The sequence below is a fragment of the Amycolatopsis sp. NPDC059235 genome, assembly GCF_042754125.1.
GTDB classification, from domain to species: Bacteria; Actinomycetota; Actinomycetes; order Mycobacteriales; family Pseudonocardiaceae; genus Amycolatopsis; species Amycolatopsis albidoflava.
The window spans coordinates 16,282-36,058 of sequence record NZ_JBHZAG010000095.1; the positions used below are offsets into that span (position 1 = coordinate 16,282).

General features: G+C 70.3%; 19 protein-coding genes. 6 read left to right on the top strand and 13 right to left on the bottom strand.

What is annotated here, in order from left to right; all coding sequences use genetic code 11:
- Positions 1–6: 6 nt before the first annotated feature.
- Positions 7–903 (bottom strand): LysR family transcriptional regulator, encoded by an 897-nt coding sequence (locus ACFXI3_RS39315; RefSeq protein WP_378406567.1) that lies wholly within the window; start codon positions 901–903, stop codon positions 7–9.
- A gap of 98 nt (positions 904–1,001) precedes the next feature.
- Between ACFXI3_RS39315 and ACFXI3_RS39320 the strand changes: the two genes are divergently transcribed.
- On the top strand, positions 1,002–1,844 hold the full coding sequence (locus tag ACFXI3_RS39320) for an oxidoreductase (protein ID WP_378406569.1): 843 nt from the start codon (positions 1,002–1,004) through the stop codon (positions 1,842–1,844).
- A 103-nt stretch (positions 1,845–1,947) separates the two neighbouring features.
- Here ACFXI3_RS39320 and ACFXI3_RS39325 read toward each other — a convergent pair whose 3' ends face one another.
- On the bottom strand, positions 1,948–3,702 hold the full coding sequence (locus tag ACFXI3_RS39325) for a hypothetical protein (protein WP_378406571.1): 1,755 nt from the start codon (positions 3,700–3,702) through the stop codon (positions 1,948–1,950).
- Positions 3,703–4,054: 352 nt separating this feature from the next.
- Here ACFXI3_RS39325 and ACFXI3_RS39330 point away from each other — a divergent pair, with 352 nt between their 5' ends.
- Positions 4,055–4,831, top strand: a complete 777-nt coding sequence (locus ACFXI3_RS39330) for a GH25 family lysozyme (protein ID WP_344274519.1) — start codon at positions 4,055–4,057, stop codon at positions 4,829–4,831.
- 49 nt (positions 4,832–4,880) lie between these two features.
- Positions 4,881–5,504, top strand: coding sequence for a hypothetical protein (locus ACFXI3_RS39335; RefSeq protein ID WP_378406573.1), 624 nt, complete (start codon positions 4,881–4,883; stop codon positions 5,502–5,504).
- On the opposite strand, the gene ACFXI3_RS39340 is transcribed toward ACFXI3_RS39335, so the two are convergent.
- From ACFXI3_RS39340 to ACFXI3_RS39365, 6 genes are all read right to left on the bottom strand, one after another.
- A complete protein-coding gene (locus tag ACFXI3_RS39340) occupies positions 5,485–6,366 on the bottom strand; it encodes an RNA polymerase subunit sigma-70 (protein ID WP_378406575.1) in 882 nt (293 codons plus the stop codon). The genes ACFXI3_RS39335 and ACFXI3_RS39340 overlap by 20 nt on opposite strands.
- Positions 6,363–7,211: an alpha/beta hydrolase gene (locus ACFXI3_RS39345; RefSeq protein ID WP_378406577.1), complete on the bottom strand. Its 849-nt coding sequence runs from the start codon at positions 7,209–7,211 to the stop codon at positions 6,363–6,365. Before ACFXI3_RS39345 ends, ACFXI3_RS39340 begins: the two co-directional genes overlap by 4 nt.
- 37 nt (positions 7,212–7,248) lie before the next feature.
- Entirely contained in the window at positions 7,249–8,049 is an 801-nt protein-coding gene (locus ACFXI3_RS39350; RefSeq protein ID WP_378406579.1) for an arginase family protein, read from the bottom strand.
- Positions 8,042–8,755, bottom strand: a complete 714-nt coding sequence (locus tag ACFXI3_RS39355; RefSeq protein WP_378406581.1) for a GntR family transcriptional regulator — start codon at positions 8,753–8,755, stop codon at positions 8,042–8,044. The genes ACFXI3_RS39350 and ACFXI3_RS39355 overlap by 8 nt, the downstream gene beginning before the upstream one ends.
- A 321-nt stretch (positions 8,756–9,076) precedes the next feature.
- Positions 9,077–10,579 (bottom strand): FAD-dependent oxidoreductase, encoded by a 1,503-nt coding sequence (locus ACFXI3_RS39360; RefSeq protein WP_378406582.1) that lies wholly within the window; start codon positions 10,577–10,579, stop codon positions 9,077–9,079.
- A 1-nt stretch (position 10,580) separates the two neighbouring features.
- Positions 10,581–11,498 (bottom strand): diiron oxygenase, encoded by a 918-nt coding sequence (locus ACFXI3_RS39365; RefSeq protein WP_344274306.1) that lies wholly within the window; start codon positions 11,496–11,498, stop codon positions 10,581–10,583.
- A gap of 193 nt (positions 11,499–11,691) precedes the next feature.
- Here ACFXI3_RS39365 and ACFXI3_RS39370 point away from each other — a divergent pair, with 193 nt between their 5' ends.
- On the top strand, positions 11,692–12,279 hold the full coding sequence (locus ACFXI3_RS39370) for a hypothetical protein (RefSeq protein ID WP_378406584.1): 588 nt from the start codon (positions 11,692–11,694) through the stop codon (positions 12,277–12,279).
- Positions 12,276–12,779, top strand: coding sequence for a GNAT family N-acetyltransferase (locus ACFXI3_RS39375; protein ID WP_378406586.1), 504 nt, complete (start codon positions 12,276–12,278; stop codon positions 12,777–12,779). Before ACFXI3_RS39370 ends, ACFXI3_RS39375 begins: the two co-directional genes overlap by 4 nt.
- Here ACFXI3_RS39375 and ACFXI3_RS39380 read toward each other — a convergent pair.
- The 5 genes from ACFXI3_RS39380 to ACFXI3_RS39400 all read right to left on the bottom strand — a co-directional run bounded on the left by ACFXI3_RS39380 (position 12,765) and on the right by ACFXI3_RS39400 (position 18,216).
- Positions 12,765–14,000 carry a multidrug effflux MFS transporter gene (locus tag ACFXI3_RS39380; protein ID WP_378406588.1) on the bottom strand — a complete coding sequence of 412 codons (1,236 nt, stop codon included), beginning with the start codon at positions 13,998–14,000 and terminating at the stop codon, positions 12,765–12,767. The genes ACFXI3_RS39375 and ACFXI3_RS39380 overlap by 15 nt on opposite strands.
- On the bottom strand, positions 13,997–14,971 hold the full coding sequence (locus ACFXI3_RS39385; RefSeq protein WP_378406590.1) for an alpha/beta hydrolase: 975 nt from the start codon (positions 14,969–14,971) through the stop codon (positions 13,997–13,999). Before ACFXI3_RS39385 ends, ACFXI3_RS39380 begins: the two co-directional genes overlap by 4 nt.
- Positions 14,968–15,945, bottom strand: coding sequence for an alpha/beta hydrolase (locus ACFXI3_RS39390; RefSeq protein ID WP_378406592.1), 978 nt, complete (start codon positions 15,943–15,945; stop codon positions 14,968–14,970). Before ACFXI3_RS39390 ends, ACFXI3_RS39385 begins: the two co-directional genes overlap by 4 nt.
- Before the next feature lie 138 nt (positions 15,946–16,083).
- The gene (locus ACFXI3_RS39395; protein WP_378406594.1) at positions 16,084–17,049 is read right to left on the bottom strand and encodes an aldo/keto reductase; all 966 of its coding nucleotides are present in this window, start codon (positions 17,047–17,049) and stop codon (positions 16,084–16,086) included.
- 57 nt (positions 17,050–17,106) lie between these two features.
- Complete coding sequence (locus ACFXI3_RS39400) at positions 17,107–18,216, bottom strand: zinc-binding dehydrogenase (protein ID WP_378406596.1); 1,110 nt, start codon at positions 18,214–18,216, stop codon at positions 17,107–17,109.
- A 104-nt stretch (positions 18,217–18,320) separates the two neighbouring features.
- Between ACFXI3_RS39400 and ACFXI3_RS39405 the strand changes: the two genes are divergently transcribed.
- Complete coding sequence (locus ACFXI3_RS39405; protein ID WP_378406597.1) at positions 18,321–19,682, top strand: amidohydrolase; 1,362 nt, start codon at positions 18,321–18,323, stop codon at positions 19,680–19,682.
- Positions 19,683–19,777 lie beyond the last annotated feature (95 nt).

A 19,777-nucleotide genomic window follows, 5' to 3' on the forward strand; every position in this document is an offset into this window, starting at 1 on the left:
TGTCAGTCAGCCCGCGCCGGACAGATCCGTCGTCTCGGCCAGCCGCGTGACCACCTCCAGGAGCGCGGCCGGCCGAGGGCCGTCGGAGCGCCACACCAGCACGGTGTGCGCGGCTTCGCCTTCCAGTGGCACGAACACCACGCCGGTGCGGCGCAGGCTGTGGGCGGACCGCGCCAGTCGAGTCACGCCGACCCCGGCCGCGACCAGCCCCAGCAATCCCTGCACGGTCGCGGTGCGCTGCACGACGTCCGGCGTGAACCCGGCGGCCGCGAAGTCGGCGTCGTACTTACGGTGCCACTGATCCCACGACGTGCGCGGCGTCAGCACCCACGGCTCGTCCGCGAGATCGGCCAGGCGCAGCGAGGAACGGTCAGCCAGCCGGTGCCCGGAGGGCAGGACCGCGCAGACCTCCTCGGTGAGAAGGGCGTGCGTCTCCAGGCCGTCGACCAACGGCGGGCGTGTGAAGCCAGCGTCGAACCGGCCGCCGCGAACCCCGTCGACCAGTTCGGCGATCGAGAGTTCGGCGGTGGTGACGGTCAGCTCCGGCAACTGCTCCCGGACCGCGCGCACGACCGGCGGGAGCAGGTAATTCGCTGTGCTGGCAAGGAAAGCGAGCCGCAGGGTGCCGATCTCGCCGCGAACCGCGCGGGAGACCGTTGCCACCGCTTGTTCGGCGCGGGCGAGCACCGCGCGTGCTTCCGGCAGGAACAGTTCGCCGATCGGGGTGAGCCGCGTGCCGCGGGCGTCGCGGTCGAACAGTTGCGCGCCGAGCTGGCGTTCCAGCACGGTGATCTGCTGCGAGAGCGACTGCTGTGCGATGTGGAGGGTCGCCGCCGCGCGCGTGAAGCTCGTTGATTCGGCGACGGCGACGAAGTAGCGCAGCTGCCGCAGCTCAGGGGTCACAGGCTGAGACTGTAGCCCGCCAGCGAACCGGTGTTGGCGGACCCCGGCGGGCGCGCGCCACGATCGGAGGCGGAAGAAACCACTGGAGGGACTGCTCAATGACCGAGGAAACCGACGGCCGCGTCTGGCTGATCACCGGGTGCTCCAGCGGCTTCGGCCGCGAACTCGCGCAGGCCGCGCTGGCCGCGGGGGACCGGGTCGTCGCGACCGCGCGCAAGCCGGAGACGCTGGCCGGCCTCGCCGAATCCGGCGGGGACCGGGTGCGCACGGCCGCGCTGGACGTCACCGACCCGGCGCAGATCGACGCCGCGGTGCGGACCGCGCTGGACGCGTTCGGCCGGATCGACGTGCTCGTCAACAACGCCGGACACGGCTCGGTCGGTGCGGTCGAGGAACTGACGCTGCCCGACCTGCGCGCGGTGCTGGAGGTGATGTTCTTCGGCGCGGTCGCGATGACGAAGGCCGTCGTCCCGCTGCTGCGGGAACAGGGGAGCGGCACGATCGTGCAGATGAGCTCGATGGGCGGACTGCTCGCGCCGCCCGCGTTCGGGGCCTACTGCGCGGCGAAATTCGCACTGGAAGGCATGTCGGAGGCGCTCGCGGCGGAGGTCGCGCCGCTCGGGGTCAAGGTGCTGATCGTGGAGCCGGGCGCGTTCCGGACGTCGTTCGGCGGCGCGGCGATGCACCGCTCCCGGAAGATCGACGCCTACGCCGAAACGACCGCCGCCACCCGGGGTGCGATCGAGGGAATGGACGGAACCCAGCCCGGCGACCCGGCGAAAGCGGCGTCCGCGATCCTTCGCGCGGTGAACGCTCCGGACGCCCCGCTGCGGCTCGCGCTCGGCGGCGACGCCGTGGACGCGATCCGGGGCAAAATCGAGGCCCTGACTCAGGATCTCGACTCCTGGGAGTCGGTGAGCCGGGCGACCGCGCTGGGCTGACGCGCGCCTGCCCTGTCTGGTGCGGGGTTCCGGTCTGTGAAGGGCTCCTTGAGGGAATCAGATTCCCTCAAGGAGCCCTTCACGGACGTGGGGACCGGTCGAGTCACGGATAATTCGGGACGTTGACCGGCTTCGTGCCGTCCGGCGTCACGTCGCCGGTGTCGTTCACGACGTGGGTGATCGTGCCGCGGTGGTTCAGCGACACCGTCAGCAGGCTGTGCAGCTTCACTCCGCCGTTCTGCGGCACCTCGAACGCGTGATAGCTCGAAACCGCCGGGTTGGTGTCGAAGAAGCAGTAACTGCCCAGACCCCAAGCCTCGTGCGACGTCACGTCCGGGCCGACCTTGTACGCGGCATACCCGGCAGTGCCGGGCGCGGAATTCCACGAACCCTGATCCGGGACGTCGTAAGGCATTTCGTTCTGGAAGAAGATCGTCTTCCCGTTCTGGCCGTTCCACACGACCTGGAACTTCTGGTAATGCTCCACGAACAGCCCGGTCGCGGTCACGTTGTCGCCGTTGACGAGCACGCCGGTGTCCGCGGTGTTCGTGGTCCAGCCGACGGTGCCGCTGTTGCCGTGGTCGGCGCGCCACGCCCAGACGTGGTCGACGATCGTGTCGTCGCTGTTCACGACCAGGCTGTTGGTCGCTTTGCCCGCCAGATCGCCGCCGACGCGGAAGAACACGTCCTGCAGCGAGGTCGGATTCGCCGCGTGGCTCGTGTGCTTCCCGCTTTCGCCGACGGTCAGCAGGGACTGCGAATTCTGGGTGCCCGCGTCGAAGAGCAGGCCCTTCACCCGCACACCGTCCACATCGGACACGCGCATCGCGTCGACGCCGTTGTCCGGGATCAGCGTCGGGTAGCCGATGCCGAGCACGGTCGTGCCGGGACGGGTCACGTTCAGCGTCTGGTCGAGGTGGTAAGCGCCGGGGGTGAAGAACAGGTTGCAGCCGGAGTCGAGGGAGCTGTTGATGCTCTCCGCGGTGTCGCCGGGTTTGACGACGCGGAACTGGCTCATCGGGACGGACTCGCCGGGCGTGCCGCCGTTCGCCCAGCTCGGCCCGGACGCGTTCGTGCGCAGGGACGGCAGGAAGACGCGGTAGTTGCCGCCGTTGTCCACGTACAGATACGGCACGTCGCGCGACACCGGCGTGGTGTCGAGCGTGGTTTCCGGCGGGGTCGGGAACGAGTTGGCCGGCGCGCCGGTGGTCCCGGAGAAGACCATGTTCCAGACGCCGCCGTCCCAGCTGCCCAGCGCCGAATCCCGCGTGTACCACTGCTGCTGCGAAACCGACGCGGCCTGGCCGGACACGCGGGTGTCGGCGACGTAGCCGCCGCTCGCGTAGCCGTAGCTGGCGGGGAACAGTTGCAGCCCGCCCTTGATGTCCATCCGGCGGAACGGCGCGGCCTGCGACACCGCCCAGCGGTCGCTGCCGCTGGAAGGCGTGACCGCCATGTTCTCCGCCGACCGCCAGAAGTTCTGCAGCGCCGAGCCCTGGTCGGACCCGTTGAAGGCGTCCACGGTGATGTCGCCGTTGATCTGGACGTCGTCCGGATTCTGGCCGAGACCGGCGACCGAGGTGTAGAAGCCGACGTTGTCGTGCACCGCGTACGTGCCCGGCTTGAACAGGTGCGCGACGCGGCCCGAGCCGAACTGCGCGGTCTGCGTGTCCTTCTGCGCCTCGAAGTCCTTGTCCAGCTGGGCCTGGATCGTCGCGGAGGGCATTCCCGGGTCGAAAACGTGCACGTTCGGCCCGAAATCGGGCTGATCGGACTGGCCGGTGCAGCCCGCCTGCCCGGACGCTGGGGCCGCGGCGGCCGGGACGGCGAGCCCGGCCGCGGCCAGCAAGGCCAGCATCGCGACTGCCGGGCCACGGGATCGACGAGTTCGGGGTGGTCGATAAGTCCGGTTCACGTCGGGGACACCTCCGCGGTAGGGGATTTACCCACCAGTTTGTGGTCGGCCACAACAAATTAAACGCCCGGCCGCGTGGCGCCGGTCACAACTCGGTCACGGTTGTCTGGACCACTGGCGCGATTCCGGCTATCGGAATCCTGTTCACGTCCGGGTGACGCAGCCAGCCTCGCGCGGCGTCGTGCCGCAAGATGACCTTGGACCTGCCGCCGTGAAGATCGGAGTCTCGGTGACCCGGACAGCAACGGACAAACCCTGGCGGCTCGCCTTCGCCGCCGCCGTGTCGGTTTTGGCGATGGCGTGCGGCGTCGCGACCGCCGGACCGGCCGCCGCCGCGGACTACTCGAAGGCCGGCGAGAATGTTGCCGGTTCACAAATTCTGCGGCACGAAGGCGTCCGAAGCGGAAGCCCGCGGTTCGACCCGGCGGCCGGGCAGACCCTCGGCCACGACGTGAGCGGGCACCAGGGCGCGGTCGACTGGGGCCAGGCCGCGGGAGCGGGCGCCCGGTTCGCCTACGTCAAGGCGACCGAGGGCACCGGATTCGTCAGCCCGCAGTTCGACCAGCAGTACAACGGCGCGCACGACGCGGGCCTCATCCGCGGCGCGTACCACTTCGCCCGCCCGGACGTCTCCAGCGGCGCGGAGCAAGCCGACTACTTCATCGCCCACGGCGGCGCGTGGCACGGCGGCGGCTCGACGCTGCCGGGCGCGCTCGACATCGAGTACAACCCGTACGGCGACGCCTGCTACGGCAAAAGCCAGGCCGACATGACCGCCTGGATCGCCGACTTCACCCACCGGTACCTGGCGAAACAGCGCCGCAGCGCGCTCATCTACACCTCGACGTCCTGGTGGAAGCTCTGCACCGGCAACGCGGGCGGGTTCGGCGACACCAACCCGCTGTGGCTCGCCCGCTACGCCCCGGACATCGGCGAACTCCCCGCGGGCTGGGACAAGCAGAGCATCTGGCAGTTCTCGCGCACCGGCAGCCTGCCCGGCGACCAGAACTACTACAACGGGCCGATGAACCGCGTCGAGGCGCTCGCAAGGGGAGGCGGTTCGTCGGCGTGATCGCCTGAAAGCCGTACCGGAGAGTGCCCGGTCGTAGTTGGATCACCGGGTGACTTTCGCGATCGGTCTCTTCGACCTCTTCACCTATGCGATCCCCGGCGCGCTGCATCTGGCGTTCCTGGCCTATCTCGCCGGACGGCTGCACTGGCTCGACCTCGCCGCCGTCTCGCGCGGGCCGGGCGTGGTGCTGGTGATCGGGATCGTCGTGGCGAGCTACCTGCTCGGGTACCTGGCGTATCCGATGGGAGCGCGGGCGTCGCGGTGGCTGCCGCGGCGGCGGAAGCGGAACGCGCGGGAAGAGTTCCTGCGCCGCAATCCCGCCGCGCGCGGGAGCGTGTTCGTCGAGGCGGACTCGTTTCTGCTGCTCTCGGCGCTGCAACTGCACGACGCCGACGCGGCGATGGAAGCGACGCGACTGCGCACCGCCGGGCTGATGCTGCGCAATTCCAGCCCGGCGATGGCGTTCGGGTTCGTGGCGTCGGTGGTCGAGCTGATCGTCGGGCAGCATCCGGTGTTCGCGGCGTGCGCCGCAGTGCTGTTCGCGGGCGCGTTCCCGGCGTTGGTCGCGCAAGGCCGGTTGATGTCGCATTGGGCGAGCGTGAAGACCCTGGAACTCAGCTTTTGGGTGCCGGAGGTGGAGGAGACGCTGGCGGCTAGGCAGAAGACGGAGTGACCTCGATACGTTCGACTAGCGCCGGGTCGTTGAAGACCGTCACTCCCGCGATGCCGTCCCGTCGGACGTCGAGTACCGCGACGCCGAACGGTTCCCCGTGCCAGCGGACGACGGCCGCGGGCTGACCGTTGACGACCGCTCGGTCCATCCGCCAGTCGCCGGGCTTGCCCACCGCCTCGGCGAATACCTGGGAACAGTCGCCCATGCCCTTGAACCACGTGCGGCTCGGCAGGAGCTCCAGCGTGGCGTCCGCGCGAAGGACGTTTGTCAGGCCAGTGACGTCCGCGCTCTCGAAGGCGGTGACGTACGCGTCGAGCAGCCGCCGCGCCTGCGGGGAGGTGGGCTCGACGACGTCCTCAGGACCGGATTCGACCTCGGCCAGCCGCGCTCGGGCGCGTTGCAGACTGCTTTTGACTGCGGCGACGGACATGTCCATCATCTCGGCGACCTCGGCGGCGGGGAACGCCAGCACCTCGCGCAGCAGCAACACGGCTCGCTGGGCGGGAGGCAGCGTCTGCATCGCGGCGATCAACGCCAGCCGCAAATCCGCGCGGTCGCCGGGAAACGGCTCGACCCACGTTTCCGGCGGCAGCACGTCCGGTCGCGTGTCGTCGGCGGCGATGCCTGAGGGCAGGGCGCGCCGCCCGCGGTCACGGACGGCGTTGAGGCACACGTTGGTCGCGATGCGGTGCAGCCAGGTGCGTACTGAGGACCGCTCCTCGAAGCCGTCCCAGGCGCGCCATCCGCGCAGGTAGGTCTCCTGGACCGCGTCCTCGGCCTCGTGCCACGACCCGAGCAGCCGATAGCTGTGCGCCAGCAGCTCGCCGCGGAGCGGGGCCGCCGCCCGTTCGAAATCCGTCACCGGACCAGTGTCGACCGCAGCCACGATCCCGCCTCCCGAACCGCCTCGTCGGCCACGGCGGTGTTGCCCGCGGCCATCTGGAAGGTGTGGACCTGGCCGGGGAATTCGTCGATGCGGACCTCGACGCTCGCCGCCCGCATCCGCCGGGCCAGCTCCCTGCTGTCGTCCAGCAGCGATTCCTCCGCGCCGACCTGAAGATACGTCGGCGGCAGCCCGCGCAGGTCCGCGTGGAGGGGCGACGCGAGCGGGTCACGCGGATTCGCTCCGGCCAGGTAACCGGTCGCGAGGGTGCGGACCAGCTCTCGGGTGAAGAATGGGTCGGTGCCGGTGTCGTAAGTGGCGCCGTTCGCTTCGAGATCGGTCCACGCGGACAGCAGCAGCAAGGACGCGGGCATCGGCAGGTTCTCCTCGCGGGCGCGTGCGGCGAGGCCTACTGCCAGCGTTGCTCCGCAGGAGTCGCCAGCGATGGCGATCGGGCCGGATTCGTTGCTGAGCAACCATTGATAGGCCGCTGTGACGGTGTCGAGCTGGCTGGGGAAGACGTGCTCGGGGGTGAGGCCGTAGTCGACGGCGAACGTGTTTGCCCCGGCGGCCCGGGACACATGGCCGAACATCCGGCGATGAGTGCCGGAGGATCCGCCCACGAAACCGCCGCCGTGGATGGCCAGGATCGCTGGACCGGCCAGGGCGTTCGGCGGTCGCAGCCATAGTCCGGCCGGTGTGTCTACCGCCTCGACCGCGATGTCTTTTGGCTCTGTGGCGAGCGTTTCCCAGGCCGGGGTTTGCTCACCGCGTGCTCGTGCTTCCCAGAGCGTGCGGTTGGGGTCTTGTGTTGTCGTGGTCATGACGGGATAGACCCCGGGCGGGGCGGAAAGGAATCGGTCAGCGGCTGGTGGGTTCGCGCCAGCTCAGGCTGGCGCCGAGGGCCGCGGTGAGGCGGGTGATCGTCTGGCGGGTGGTCTCGTCGTTGACGTGTTCGGGGAGCCAGGCGCAGGCGAGGTAAGCGGCGGCGAGATCGGCGGAGGCGGCGGCAGCGGCGAGGCAGTCCTCGATCTGCGCGAGCGAGGGGCCGGGGCCGGAAGGGAAGCGCGCGCCGGAGAGGTCGGCACTGTCGATGACGTCGATGTCGAGGTGGAGGTAGACCGGCACCGGGCCGAGCCGTCCGAGGGCGGCGGCGATCGCGGCGGGGTCGGCGGGGATGCGGTGGACCTGGCTGGCGGCGAGCGAGTCGCGCTCGGCGGGGTCGAGGTCGCGGGCATCGGCGAGGACGACGCTGGTGTCGGGGACGGGGCGCAGGCCGAGGGTGTCGTCGAACAGACCCGAGGTCCGGCCGGTCAACATGGCCAGTGCCATGCCGCCGATGTATCCGCTCGTGGAGATGGCGGGGGTGTTGAAGTCGCCGTGGGCGTCCAGCCACAGCACGGCCAGGTCTCGGTGGCGTTGCTGCAGTGCGGCTACGGCGGCGCGGCTGGTGGGACAGTCCCCGGAGAGGACCAGGGGCCGGGCGGTATGGGCCACTGTGTCGGTTGTTGCCCGGTGGAGGAGGCTCATCCGGGCGGGGACGGGGCCGGCGGGCAGGACCGGGGGAACGACCTGGGTCGCGGTGGCGGGGATCGGGAATTCCGGAAGGTGCTGGTCGAGGTGCCAGGGCGTGACGATCAGGTCCCAGCTGCGTTCAGCCACGAGGCGTCTCTCTTTCGCTCTGGTGGGCGAGCAGGTCGAGCAGCCGTCGCAGTTCGGCGGCACCGGCTCGCAGGTGTCCGGTGAGTTCCGTGCTGGCTTGTTTCGGGCTGCCGTGCAGCGCGTCCAGCAGTCGGCGGTGGTCGTCTTCGGTGCGGCCGAGTTCTCGGCGGGAGCGTTCGGCCAGGGCCAGGGCGAGGCGCTGTTCTTGCTGGAGCTGCGCGTGGAAGCGGCACAGGCGGGGGCTTCGGGTGGCCGTGACCAGGGTGGCGTGGAAGAGCCGGTCGCCGTCGAGCGCGGCGGCCGTGTCTCCGTGGTCGAAGGCGTGTTCTATCTGGTCGACCAAGTCGCCGAGCTGCTGGTAGATCACCGGATCGCGTTGTCGGGTGAGGGCGTCGGCCGCGGTCAGTTCCACGGAGGTGCGGGCTGCGTAGATGTCGGCGACATCAGGCCCGGTGACGTCCGCGACGACAATGCCGCGGTTCATCCGGTAGCGGACCAGGCCTTCGCTTTCGAGGGTCCGCGAGGCCTCGCGGAGGGTGCTGCGGGAGACACCCAGCTCGGCGCCGAGGGCGGCCTCGCGCAGCGGAGTGCCGGGCGGCAGCTGGCCGGACAAGATGGCCTGCCGGACGGCGTCGGCGGCTTGTTCGGTGGTGCTCTGCCGTTGGATGCTCGCGCCGAGGCCGGTGATCGGATTCGTCGAAGTCATCAGTCTCCCCGTGACATCCCCGCCAGTGCACACCAGATTGCCAGATTGTCGGACAATCTGGCAAGGCAGTTTTAGGCGGCGAGGCAAAGCGGGTGAGGAGTTGCTTGCCCGGCTATTCGAAACCGTTGTCCTGCAAGGAGTTCCGGTGGTATGTCTCGTGCGCGGCGGCCGGGAGATGTGCCCATGCGATGACGACGGCAGTGGTGTTCAGTTGCCGCCGGATTTCGAGGTCGATCCGGCACCCTCGCGCGCAACAGCGAAGGGCGAGTGGCGGACTGCCGCCGCGACCGAAAGGGCGGCGGCAGTCCACAAAGGACTATCTCAGCGACCCCGGAACCGCGCGGCCAGTGCGGCGATCGGCGACCGCCGTCCCCGCAACGGAACCTGCCCGGAGGTGATGTCCGCCAGAAGCGTCGCCACCGTCTCCCCGGCGCACGTCCGGTTCGCGCCGATCCCGCCCGAGGGACCGCGTTTGATCCAGCCCACCACGTAAGTACCGGTCCGGCCTTCGACCCGGCCTGCGGTGTTCGGTATCGTCCCGGCCGCCTCGTCGAAGGGCAGGCCCGGCACCGGACGTCCCCGGTAGCCGACGGCGCGCATGACTTGACCGGCGGCGATCTCGACTGGGCCGGAAGGTCCGTCGACGCGCAGTCCGCGCACCTGGCGGTCCCCGGTGATCTCCACCGGAGCGGAATGGAAGCGCAGCACGATCCGGCGGGGGCCATCCGATGGAGGGGCGGTCCAGTCGACCGTCTCGCGGGCCAAATCCTGCAGCAGCGCGGCTTTTCCGGTGCCCGCGTCGATCGCCGCGGCGGTGCGCGGGTCTTCGGTGTCGACCACGAGCGGCACGTTCGCGCGCTGGGCCAGCGCGATCAGTTCGGGGGAGGTGTAGGCGGCGTCTTCCGGACCGCGCCGCGCCAGCAGCACTACCTCGCGGACCTTGCTGGAGCGCAAGCGTTCCAGGGCATGCGGGGCGATGGTCGTGCCGTCGAGATCGTCGGGGTCGGCGGTGAGGATCCGGGCCACGTCGAGGGCGACGTTGCCGGTGCCGATCAGCACCACGCGCTCCGCGGAGAGGTCCACCGCGTGCGCGGGGACGTCCGGGTGGCCGTTGTACCAGGCGACGACCGTCGTCGCGGCGAGGCTGCCGGGCAGATCCTCGCCGGAAATGCCGAGGGTGCGCGCGGACGAAGCACCGACTGCGTAGATGACCGCGTCGTGGCGTTCGGCCAGTTCGTCCACGGTCACGTGGCGGCCGACCTCGACGCCGAGCTTCAGCTTCAGCCGCGGGTGGTTGTGGAAGCGCGAGAAAGCCTCGCCGATCCGCTTCGTGTCCGGGTGGTCCGGGGCGACGCCGAAGCGCACCAGTCCGCCCGCGACCGGCAGCCGGTCGATCAGCGTGACGCGCGCGTTGGTGTGCAGCAACAGGTCTTCCACCGCGTACATCCCGGCCGGGCCGGTGCCGACGACGGCCACGTCCGCGGGCTCGAGGTCGCTCGGGATCTCGCGGTCGAACGTCGGCGGGCCCCAGCGGTGGAAGTTCGGCGCGGGGCTCGCGGCGGCCGGCGCGCGGTCGGCGTAGAAGTCCGCGTTGATCCCGGCGTACACCTTCATCGAGTCGGTCAGCAGGTCCACCGGGAAGATCGCGTCGACCGGGCAGGCGTCGGCGCAGGCGCCGCAGTCGATGCACGTCTCCGGGTCGACGTAGAGCATCTCGGTGGTCCCGAAGTCCGGCTCGTCCGGCGTCGGGTGGATGCAGTTGACCGGGCAGACCGACACGCACGTCGCGTCGTTGCAACAGGTCTGGGTGATCGCGAAGGCCATGTCAGATCAGATTCGCCCGCTTGTAGAACACCAGCGCCGGCTTCGTCAGCAGCCCGCACGAGCCGAGGAACTCCATCAGCCCGGCACAGCTCGACCGCATCATCGACTTGTGGTGCTCGTTGGCCTTCGCCTCGCGCAGCGCGCGCTCGGAGTCCAGCCCCGCGTTCTTGTACACGTCGCGGTTGACCATGCTGCTGACGATGAAGTACGACGCGATCGCGATGACCAGCGCGTTGACCTGGCGGCGCACGGCTCCCGCGCCCTCCAGCTGCTCGCGCGTCTCCTCGCGGGCGAACTTCATGTGCCGCGACTCTTCCACGACGTGGATGTTGTTGATCGTCCGCACGAACGGGACCACGCGCTCGTCGCGCATCCAGTCGCGCTGCATCACGTCGAGAACCTCTTCGGCGACCAGGATCGCCGCATACGCCGCTTCGCCGCCGGCGACCGCCTTGAAGACGCGGCCCAGTTCGACGGCGAGCTTGCGCGGCCGGTACGGGGGAGCGCCGAGCTTCTGCGCGCCGCGGGCGAACATGATCGAGTGGCGGCATTCGTCGGCGATCTCGGTGAGCGCCCACTGGAACGCCGGGTCGGTCGGGTCCTTGGCGTAGAAATCGCGCAGCACCATCTGCTGCAGGATCATCTCGAACCAGATCCCGGTGCTCGCGACCGACGCCGCCTCCTGGCGGGTCAGCTCCTTCTGCTGCTCCGGGGTCATCTCGGCCCAGTAGCTCGTGCCGTAGAGCGTGCTCCACTCCGGGCTGGCCCCGTGGAAGTCCTTGTCCAGCGGGGTTTCCCAGTCGACCTCGGTGGCCGGGTCGTAGGAAAGGGTCGCGGAGGAGTCGAGCAGCCGCTGCGCGGTCTCGTGCCGGCCGGACGGGGCTGCTTCCGGTGCTCGCTGCACGTCTGCGCTGGTCATTCGGTCCTCCCTGAGCGACATTGGTTAGGCGTTACCGCGATTCACTGTTACCTAAGGTAACACCTATCTGGCCGTATCGCGAGAGGCACCGGCGAACCGCGTGTCGCCCGTTCGGGCAGTCGGGCCGGGAAGGGGCCGCTGACCTGGCAGGATGAGCCGCGAATGTCTTCCTGACCTCGGAGGAACCGCCGTCGTGACGCAACCGCCGCAGCCGTATCCCGGCACCGGTCCGCAGCAGTACTCGCCGTTGCCGCCTGCTTACGGCGGGCAGTCCGCTTACAGCGGCCAGTTCCCGGCCCAGCCACCGCCCCCGGTACCGCCGACCGCGTATTTCGGGGCCACCGCGGTCGCGGCGGCGACCTTGGCCTCGGTCATCGGCCTGGTGGCCACGATCGGCTTCGTCGTGGCCGTCATCCGGATGATCGGCAATCCGTCCTCGAGCAGGCTTCTTTCCAACGGGATCGTCGGCGCCGCGGACCTGGCGATCGCGGCACTGGCGGTCGCCGGCGCGATCGGCCTGTTCAAGCGTTCTCCGGCGGGCCGGGTCTGCGTGCTCGCCGGCAGCAGCCTGGCGGTGCTGGACATCGTCGTCTTCATGATCGTCGGCCTCGGTTCCAGCTTCGTCCGGAAGAGCGCGCCGCCGACCCTGCAGATGACCTTCCCGAGCGGCTTCCTGTGGCTGATCGTCCCGGTCGCCGCGCTCGTGCTGGCGGCGCACCGGGCGACCGGCGCGTGGCTGCTGCCGAAAACCCCGCCGGCGCCGTACCACCCCGGCTGGTGACGGACCGGGAAGAAATCCTCCGCACCCCGCGGCTGCGGCTGACCACCTGGCTGCCCTCGGATCTGGACGATCTCGCCGCCCTGCATGCCGACGGCGAGGTTATGCGGCACATGACGACCGGTCCGCAGAGCCGCGCGGCTGCTCGGGAACGGCTGGAAGCGTTCATCGCCGAGCACCGGGTGCGAGGCTGGTCGAAGTGGCGCGTCGAAGGCGCGTCGGGTTTTCTCGGCCGTGCTGGGTTCGGCCTCGCGCACGGCAGCGGGCACCGGGAAGTCGGCTATCTACTGGCGCGCGCGGCCTGGGGTGCGGGACTGGCCACGGAGCTGACGCAGGCGCTGCGGCAGTGGCACGAGGACCACCCGGAACCCGCGCTCGCGCCTGAACTGCGGGCGTATGTGCTGCCCGGCAACGAGGCGAGCTGCCGGGTGCTCGAGAAAGCTGGGTTCCGGGCGGCCGGAGAGAAGGACGGCCAGCTCGTGTTCGAGTCAGGCCGTCCCTGATCGGCGCAGGCGGGGCAGCACCGCCAGCCACAGCAGGACAGTCGCGATTCCGTACGCCACCGTCATCGTCAGGCTCATCGACAACGGCGTAGTCCCGCCCAGCGACACCAGCGGCGCGACGATCGGGCCGATCGCGAACGACGCCGTTCCGAGCAGCGCCGCCGCGGTTCCGGCTCGCTGGCCGTGGTTGGCGAGGGCGAGTGCGTTGCCGTTCGCCTGTGTTGTTCCGCCCGCGAGCATCAGCAGTGCCAACGGAATCAGCAACGCTGCCAGTCCGGCGCCGAACAGCACCGCGCCCAGCATCGTCAGCGCCGCCGCCGCAGTGAAGGTCGTGCCGAGCACGTACATGCGGACCGGACCGGCTCGGCGCACCGCTGCCCGGTTCACTTGCGCGCCGAGGACCGACATCACCGCGTTCGCCGCGAAACACGCGCTGAACAGCTGTGGCGACAACGAGAATCCGCCTTGCAGGACGAAACTGATCGACGCCAGATAGGTGAAGAACGCCGCCCCGCCGCAGGTGCTCACGAGCAGGAAACCCAGGAACAGCGGGTCTTTCAGCAGTATCCGGAACTCGCCGCGGCCGTTGCGCGGATGTCGCGCCTCGGGCGGCAGGCTTTCCGGCAGCGCGGTCGCGGCGACGATCAGCAGCGCCGCCCCGATCCCGGCCAGGACGCCGAAGATGCCGCGCCACCCGATGACGGCCGCCAGCTGGCCGCCGATCACCGGAGCGACGATCGGTGCGAGCGCCCCGACGGTGGTCAGCAAGGCCAGCAGCCGCACCAGTTCGACGCCCTCGGCGAGGTCTCGGGCGACGGCCAGCGACAGCACGATTCCGGCCGAACCGCACAGTCCTTGGAGGAATCGCGCCGCGAGCAGCACCTCGATCGACGGAGCGAAGGCGCACACCACCGACAGCACGGTGAAAAGCCCGATTCCGGCCAGCAGCGGACGCCGCCTGCCGAACCGGTCGCTCAGCGGGCCGACGACGAGCTGGCCGAAGGCGAGCCCGAGCATGCAGACCGACATGGTCGCCTGCGCGAGACTCTGCCCGGTCCGGAGATCGCCGGCGAGCTGGGGGAGTGCCGGCAGGTAGAGGTCCATGGAGATCGGGCCGAAGACCTCCAGCAGTCCCAGCACGACCGCCATCCGGAGCGCGCCTGGGCGTTTTTTCGGCACCACCGGCTCGACCGGGCTCGCTTCGGTCTGGAGCGGCTTCATCCGGCACGCAAGATCCGGCGCAGCCACGAAAGCCGGGTCGCGACCGCGCAGCGGGAGACCTCGGCGTCGGGGGAGAAACCGGCGAACCCGTGGTACCCGCCGGCCCAGACGTGCAGTTCGGCCTGTCCGCCGGTCGCCCAGATCCGCAAGGCGTACTCGGTCGTCTCGTCGCGGAAGATCTCCGCGGCGCCGACGTCCAGGTACGCGGGCGGCAGACCGGACAGATCGGCCATCCGGGCCGGGACCGCGTACGGCGACGCCGCGTCGGTTCCGCGCGCCGGGCCGAGCAAGGCGTCCCAGCCGGTGTCGTTGTTGTTGCGGTCCCAGGCGCCGATTCCGTTGTACTGCCGGGTCGACACCGATTCGTTGCGGTCGTCGAGCATCGGGCACGCCAGCAGCTGTCCGGCGATGGCCGGGCCGTTGCGGTCGCGGGCCAGCAGCGCGACACCGGCCGCGAGACCGCCGCCCGCGCTGGCACCGGTGACGACGATGCGCGACGGGTCGATGCCGAGTTCGCCGGCGTGCTCGACTGTCCACAAGAGACCCGCGTAGCAGTCCTCGATGGCGGCGGGAGCCGGGTTTTCCGGAGCCAGCCGGTATTCCACCGAGATGCCGACCGCGCCGAACCGCAGGACGTCGTCGATCAGGCCGTCGAGGCCGAAGAACCGGTTGCCCAGCACCATTCCGCCGCCGTGGATGCTGTAGAGCGCGGGAGCGTCGGTGACGCCCGAGGCGGGCCGGACGACCGTGAGCACGATGTCCGGAGCGCCTTCGGGGCCGGGGACGGTGCGCTCGGTCAGCTCGACCGGGTGGTCGCCGACCAGCTGCTCGACCGGCGGGATGATCGTCGCGAAATGCGCGCGGTTGGCCAGGATCGTGTCCGCGCGCAGCGGGATCCGCTCGACCAGGTCGAGGAACGCGGCGAGCCCGGGTTCCAGTTCCGGGTCGTATGGCACCGGCGGGACGCTCATTTCCCCGCCTTCCCGAGGATCCGGCGCAGCCACGAGTTGCGCGTTTCGAGCGCGGCCTTGCTGATCGGCCAGTCCGGGACGTACATGTCGAACCCGTGGAAGGCACCGGCCCAGACGTGCAGTTCGGCCTGTCCGCCGGTCGCCCAGATCCGCAGCGCGTACTCGGTGTCCTCGTCGCGGAACGGCTCCGCGCTGCCCACCTCGATGAACGCCGGGGGCAGACCGGACAGATCGGTCGCGCGCGCCGGAGCGGCGTAGGGGGAGACGTCGTCGGTGCCGACCGCGTCGCCCAGCAGCGACTGCCAGCCCGCGAGGTTGGATTCCCGCGTCCAGGTGCCCAGACCGGGGTACTGCTGGCTCGCGATCGTCGTGTTGCGGTCGTCGATCATCGGGCACAGCAGCAGTTGTCCCGCGATCGCCGGGCCTTTCCGGTCGCGCGCGAGCAGCGAGACCGCCGCTGCGAGCCCGCCTCCGGCGCTGCCGCCCATCACCACGACGCGCGACGGGTCGACGCCCAGCTCGTCGGCGTGCTCGACTGTCCACACCAGACCGGCGTAGCAGTCCTCGACCGGTGCGGGGTGCGGATGTTCGGGCGCGAGCCGGTATTCGACGTTCACCGCGACGACGTTCAGCTCCAGCACCAAGGCCAGCAGGCGGCCGACATCCATGTTGCGGTGGCCGACCATCATGCCGCCGCCGTGGATGTTGTAGAGCACCGGCAGCGCGCCGTCGCTCTCGTGCGGGGACAGGATGGTGATTTCCAGGTCCGGCGCGTCTTCCGGGCCGGGGATGGTCTGCTCGACGACGGTGACCGGCGCGTCGCCGACGGCTTCGGCGGCGGGCGGGAAGGTCTCGGCCATCGCGCGGCGCAGGCCGGGGATCGTCTCAGGGGTGAACGGCTGCGCGTCGGCCGGGACGATCTCGGCGAGCGCGGGCTCGATTTCCGGGTCGAACGGGACGGGGGGAAGGGTCAAGGCGGCCTCCTCGGCGAGAGCGGGCGAATTCTGCGGCGGCGCGGGTTGCGGCGGCACCGGTTGCGTTCCGTGAGGGGAACCCTGGGGGACTCTGAGTCCCTCAGGGTTCCCCTCACGGACGTGAAGACGAGGGGTGGCTCAGGGGCCTTCGGGATCGACGGCGTCGCGGTCGGCCCAGAACGGCTCCACCAGCGCGCGGATCTGCTCGGCCCCGACCTTCTCGACCAGCTCGACCGCGGCGAGGTTGTCCTCGAGCTGTTCCATCCGGGTCGCGCCGAAGAGCGTCGTGACGTTCGCCGGATGCGTGAGCGTGAACGCGACCGCGAGCCGGGCCGCGCTCGTTCCGAGTTCCTCCGCGACCTGCACGACCTTGGCCGCGTCGCGGGTGATCCGCTTGCGGACGTCGCCGGGGTCGCGGCCGATCTCGCGGGTCAGCTTGGTGCGCCCGGCGAGGATCCCGCCTTCGAGGACGTCGGAGGCCTGCATGACGAAACCGTCGGCGAACAGCCGGGCGAACGGTTCGCCGTCCGGAATGGACCGGCGGCCGATGCTGTACTTCAGCTGCGCGATCTGCGGCCCGGGCACCTGCAGTGCTTCGGCGATTTCGCGCAGCCGCGCGATGTTCCCGGCCGACCAGTTGTTGACGCCCCACGCGCGGATCAGCCCGGAGCGGGTGAGCCCGGCGAGGTCTTCGACCAGGTCCTCCAGGGCGACGTCGTCGCGGCGCAGGTCACCGAGGATCACCAGATCGGCGACGTCGAAACCGCCGCGCAGGAACGCGTTTTCCAGCTGGGGACGGAATCCTTGGTCGCCGAAGCCTTCGATCCACAGCTTCGCCGAGACCAGGTAGTCCTCGCGCGGGATGCGGGCGGCGCGGACGATCGCGCTCCAGAGCACGTCGGTGAAGACCGGCGGATGGCCGGGCATGCCGTAGACGCCGACGTCGAACAGGTTCACGCCGGCCTCGACCGCGGCGCGGATCATCGCGACCGAATCGGCGAAGTCCATCCGGTCGTAGGTGTGCCACGACCCGAGCGAAAGCAGCGAAACGTCCAAACCGGACGTGCCGACCTTGCGGCGGGGAAGGGGCGAGGATGCGGACACGAGACCTCCTTGACTCGTAAGGGATTGGCTCGTAAGGGATTGGCTCGTAAGGGGAGATCAGGGAAGACGCGGGTCGACGACGGCTTTCGTCTCGTCCAGCCGGTGCATGGCCTCGATCCGCTCGCTGGCGCCGGACAGCCCGACCGGGGCGCCGAACAGCCGGTCCCACGGCATCCGGGCAGCGAACGAACCGAAGAACTCGATCGCGTGGTGGTAATCGGCGATGTCGCCGTTGAGCGAACCGACGACAGTCAGCTCCTTGCCCATCACCGTGCCGAGCGGGACCGGCGTCGGCTCTGGCCCGGTGCTGCCGACGATCACGACCCGGCCGCGCTGTGCCGCCATCGCGACCGCTTCGCGACCGATCGACGGCGCACCCGCGAAGTCGAGCACGAGATCGCCGCCGTGTCCGCCGGTCAGTTCGGTGACGCGCTCGACGATTGCGTCCGAACCCCCGGCGACATCGACCACGTCGTCGGCACCGAATTCCTTCGCCAGCTCCAGCCGCGACGCGGGAGCGCCGACGGTGATGACGCTGCCCGCCCCACTGAGGTGCGCGACGGCGGTCGCGAACAGGCCCAGCGCGCCGGATCCCTGCACCACCACGCGAGATCCGGGCCGGACGCCGCCGACCCGGTCGAACGCTCGCAGCACGGTTTTCGCCGCGCATCCGGCCATCGCGGCCCAGGTGTCGGGCACTTCGGCGGGCAGCAGGAGCTTCGCCGCGCCCGGAACGACGTAGGCGTATTCGCACAATCCGGCGGTCGCGAACGGTGCGACGTCCGATCGCTGCAGGAATCCGTAGCCGCGCCGGGAACACGCGACCGGTTCGCGCAGCACCGTGCAGCCGTAGCACTCGCCGCAGGTCGACTCCGACCAGCCGATCCGGGATCCGACCGTCACCTCGCGGCCGAGCGCGTCGCGGGTGTCCGGTCCGGCCGCCACCACTTCGCCGACCATTTCGTGGCCCAGCACCATCGGCAGCATGCCGGGAAAACTCATCTTCCCGGACCAGATCTCCACGTCCGTGCCGCACAGCGTCGCGCACGAGACGCGGACCAGCGCCGCGCCGGCTTCGAGCTCGGCGGGCAGCGGGAGTTCGGTCAGCTCCAGCGGCGCGCCGTGCTCGGTCAGCACCGCGGCGCGGGTGGAAGTCGGGACGGTCATGGGAAACCTTTCCGGGGGCTGGCGGGCCCGGGAGGGCCGTGTGATGGGTTAGTCTACGGACGTCGACAAAAATGTCGAGTCCCCGAATCCCTCCAGGAGCGCCTGTGCCGACCTCAGTTGCGGATCTCGTCTTGCGGGCAGCAGCGGTGCACACCATGGCCGGTGCCGCGCCCGCGACCGCGCTGGCCGTGCGGGACGGACGCGTGCTGCGTGCCGGAACCGACGCGGACGTGCGGGAGCTGATCGGACCCGGCACGAAAGTGCTCGACCTCGGCGGCCGCGCGGTGCTGCCGGGCATCAACGACGCGCACCTGCACGGCGCCTGGCTCGGCGCGCTGTGGCCGGACACCCTGTTCGCCGACGACGGCGCGCCCGGACCTGGCCCGGAGAAACCGCTGCGCACCGCCGCCGAACGCCGGGCGGCCATCCTCCGCGCGGGCGAAATCCTTGCCGCGCTGGGCATTACGAGCTACACCGAACCCGGTCTCGGCCCGGGCGAGGACAACGGGCACATCGGCGCGTTCGGCATGTCCGTCGTCGAGCAGTACCGCGAACTGGCCGCCGAAGGTTTGCTGCGGGCGAGGGTGACCGCGCTCTGGCTGTACGGCGAACTCGACGGCCCGAGCACGTTCGACAACTTCCGCGCCGGACTGGCCACAGTGGACGGACCGGGCCCGGACCCGCGCCGGCTGAACTTCCGCGGGGTCAAGATCTTCGCTGACGGCATCCCGCCGATGCGCTCGGCGTACACGCACCACTGCTACGCCGACGGCAGCCACGCCCATCTGCTGGTCGGCGGCGCGGACGATCCGGAGCGGGAGGAGAACTTCACCCGGATGGTCCGCACCGCGCACGAGGCCGGACTGCAAGTCGGCGTACACGCGACCGGAGACCGGGCGATCGAGCTGATGCTGGACGCCGTCGAGCGGGCGCGGGAGGAGCGCGACGTCGACCTCGGCCACTACGTCATCCACGGCGACCTGGTGAGCGCGGCGCAGCTGAAGCGGATGGCCCGGCTGGGGGTCGGGCTGTCCGCACAGGCCGGGATCGCGGTGCGCACCGCCGGAGTCGTCGACGCGGCGCTGGGGGCGGGCAGTTCGGACGCTGCGTGGCCGTTGCAAGAGGCGCTGGACGCCGGGATCCCGCTGTGCCTGACCTCCGACGCGCCGGTGCTGCCGCCGGACTGGCGCAAGGAAATCGCCGCCGCGGACCAGTGGATGGGCCCGGCCGAGGACGTGCGGCAGCGGATGGAAACCCTGCTTCGCTGCTACACCGTGCACCCGGCTCAGCAGGACGGCGCGGCTTCGTGGAAGGGGACGCTCGAACCGGGGATGGCGGCCGATCTGTGCGTGCTGTCCGCGGATCCGCTCGCGGTGACCCCCGCCGAACTGCCCGAGGTCGAAATCGACCTGACTGTCCTCGATGGACAGATCGTGCACGAGCGCACGCCGGGGAAGATCGCCTAACGTCCGTGAAGGGCTCCTTGAGGGAATCAGATTCCCTCAAGGAGCCCTTCACGGACAGCTATTTCAGGTGAGCAGCTGGCCGCCGTCCACAGGGA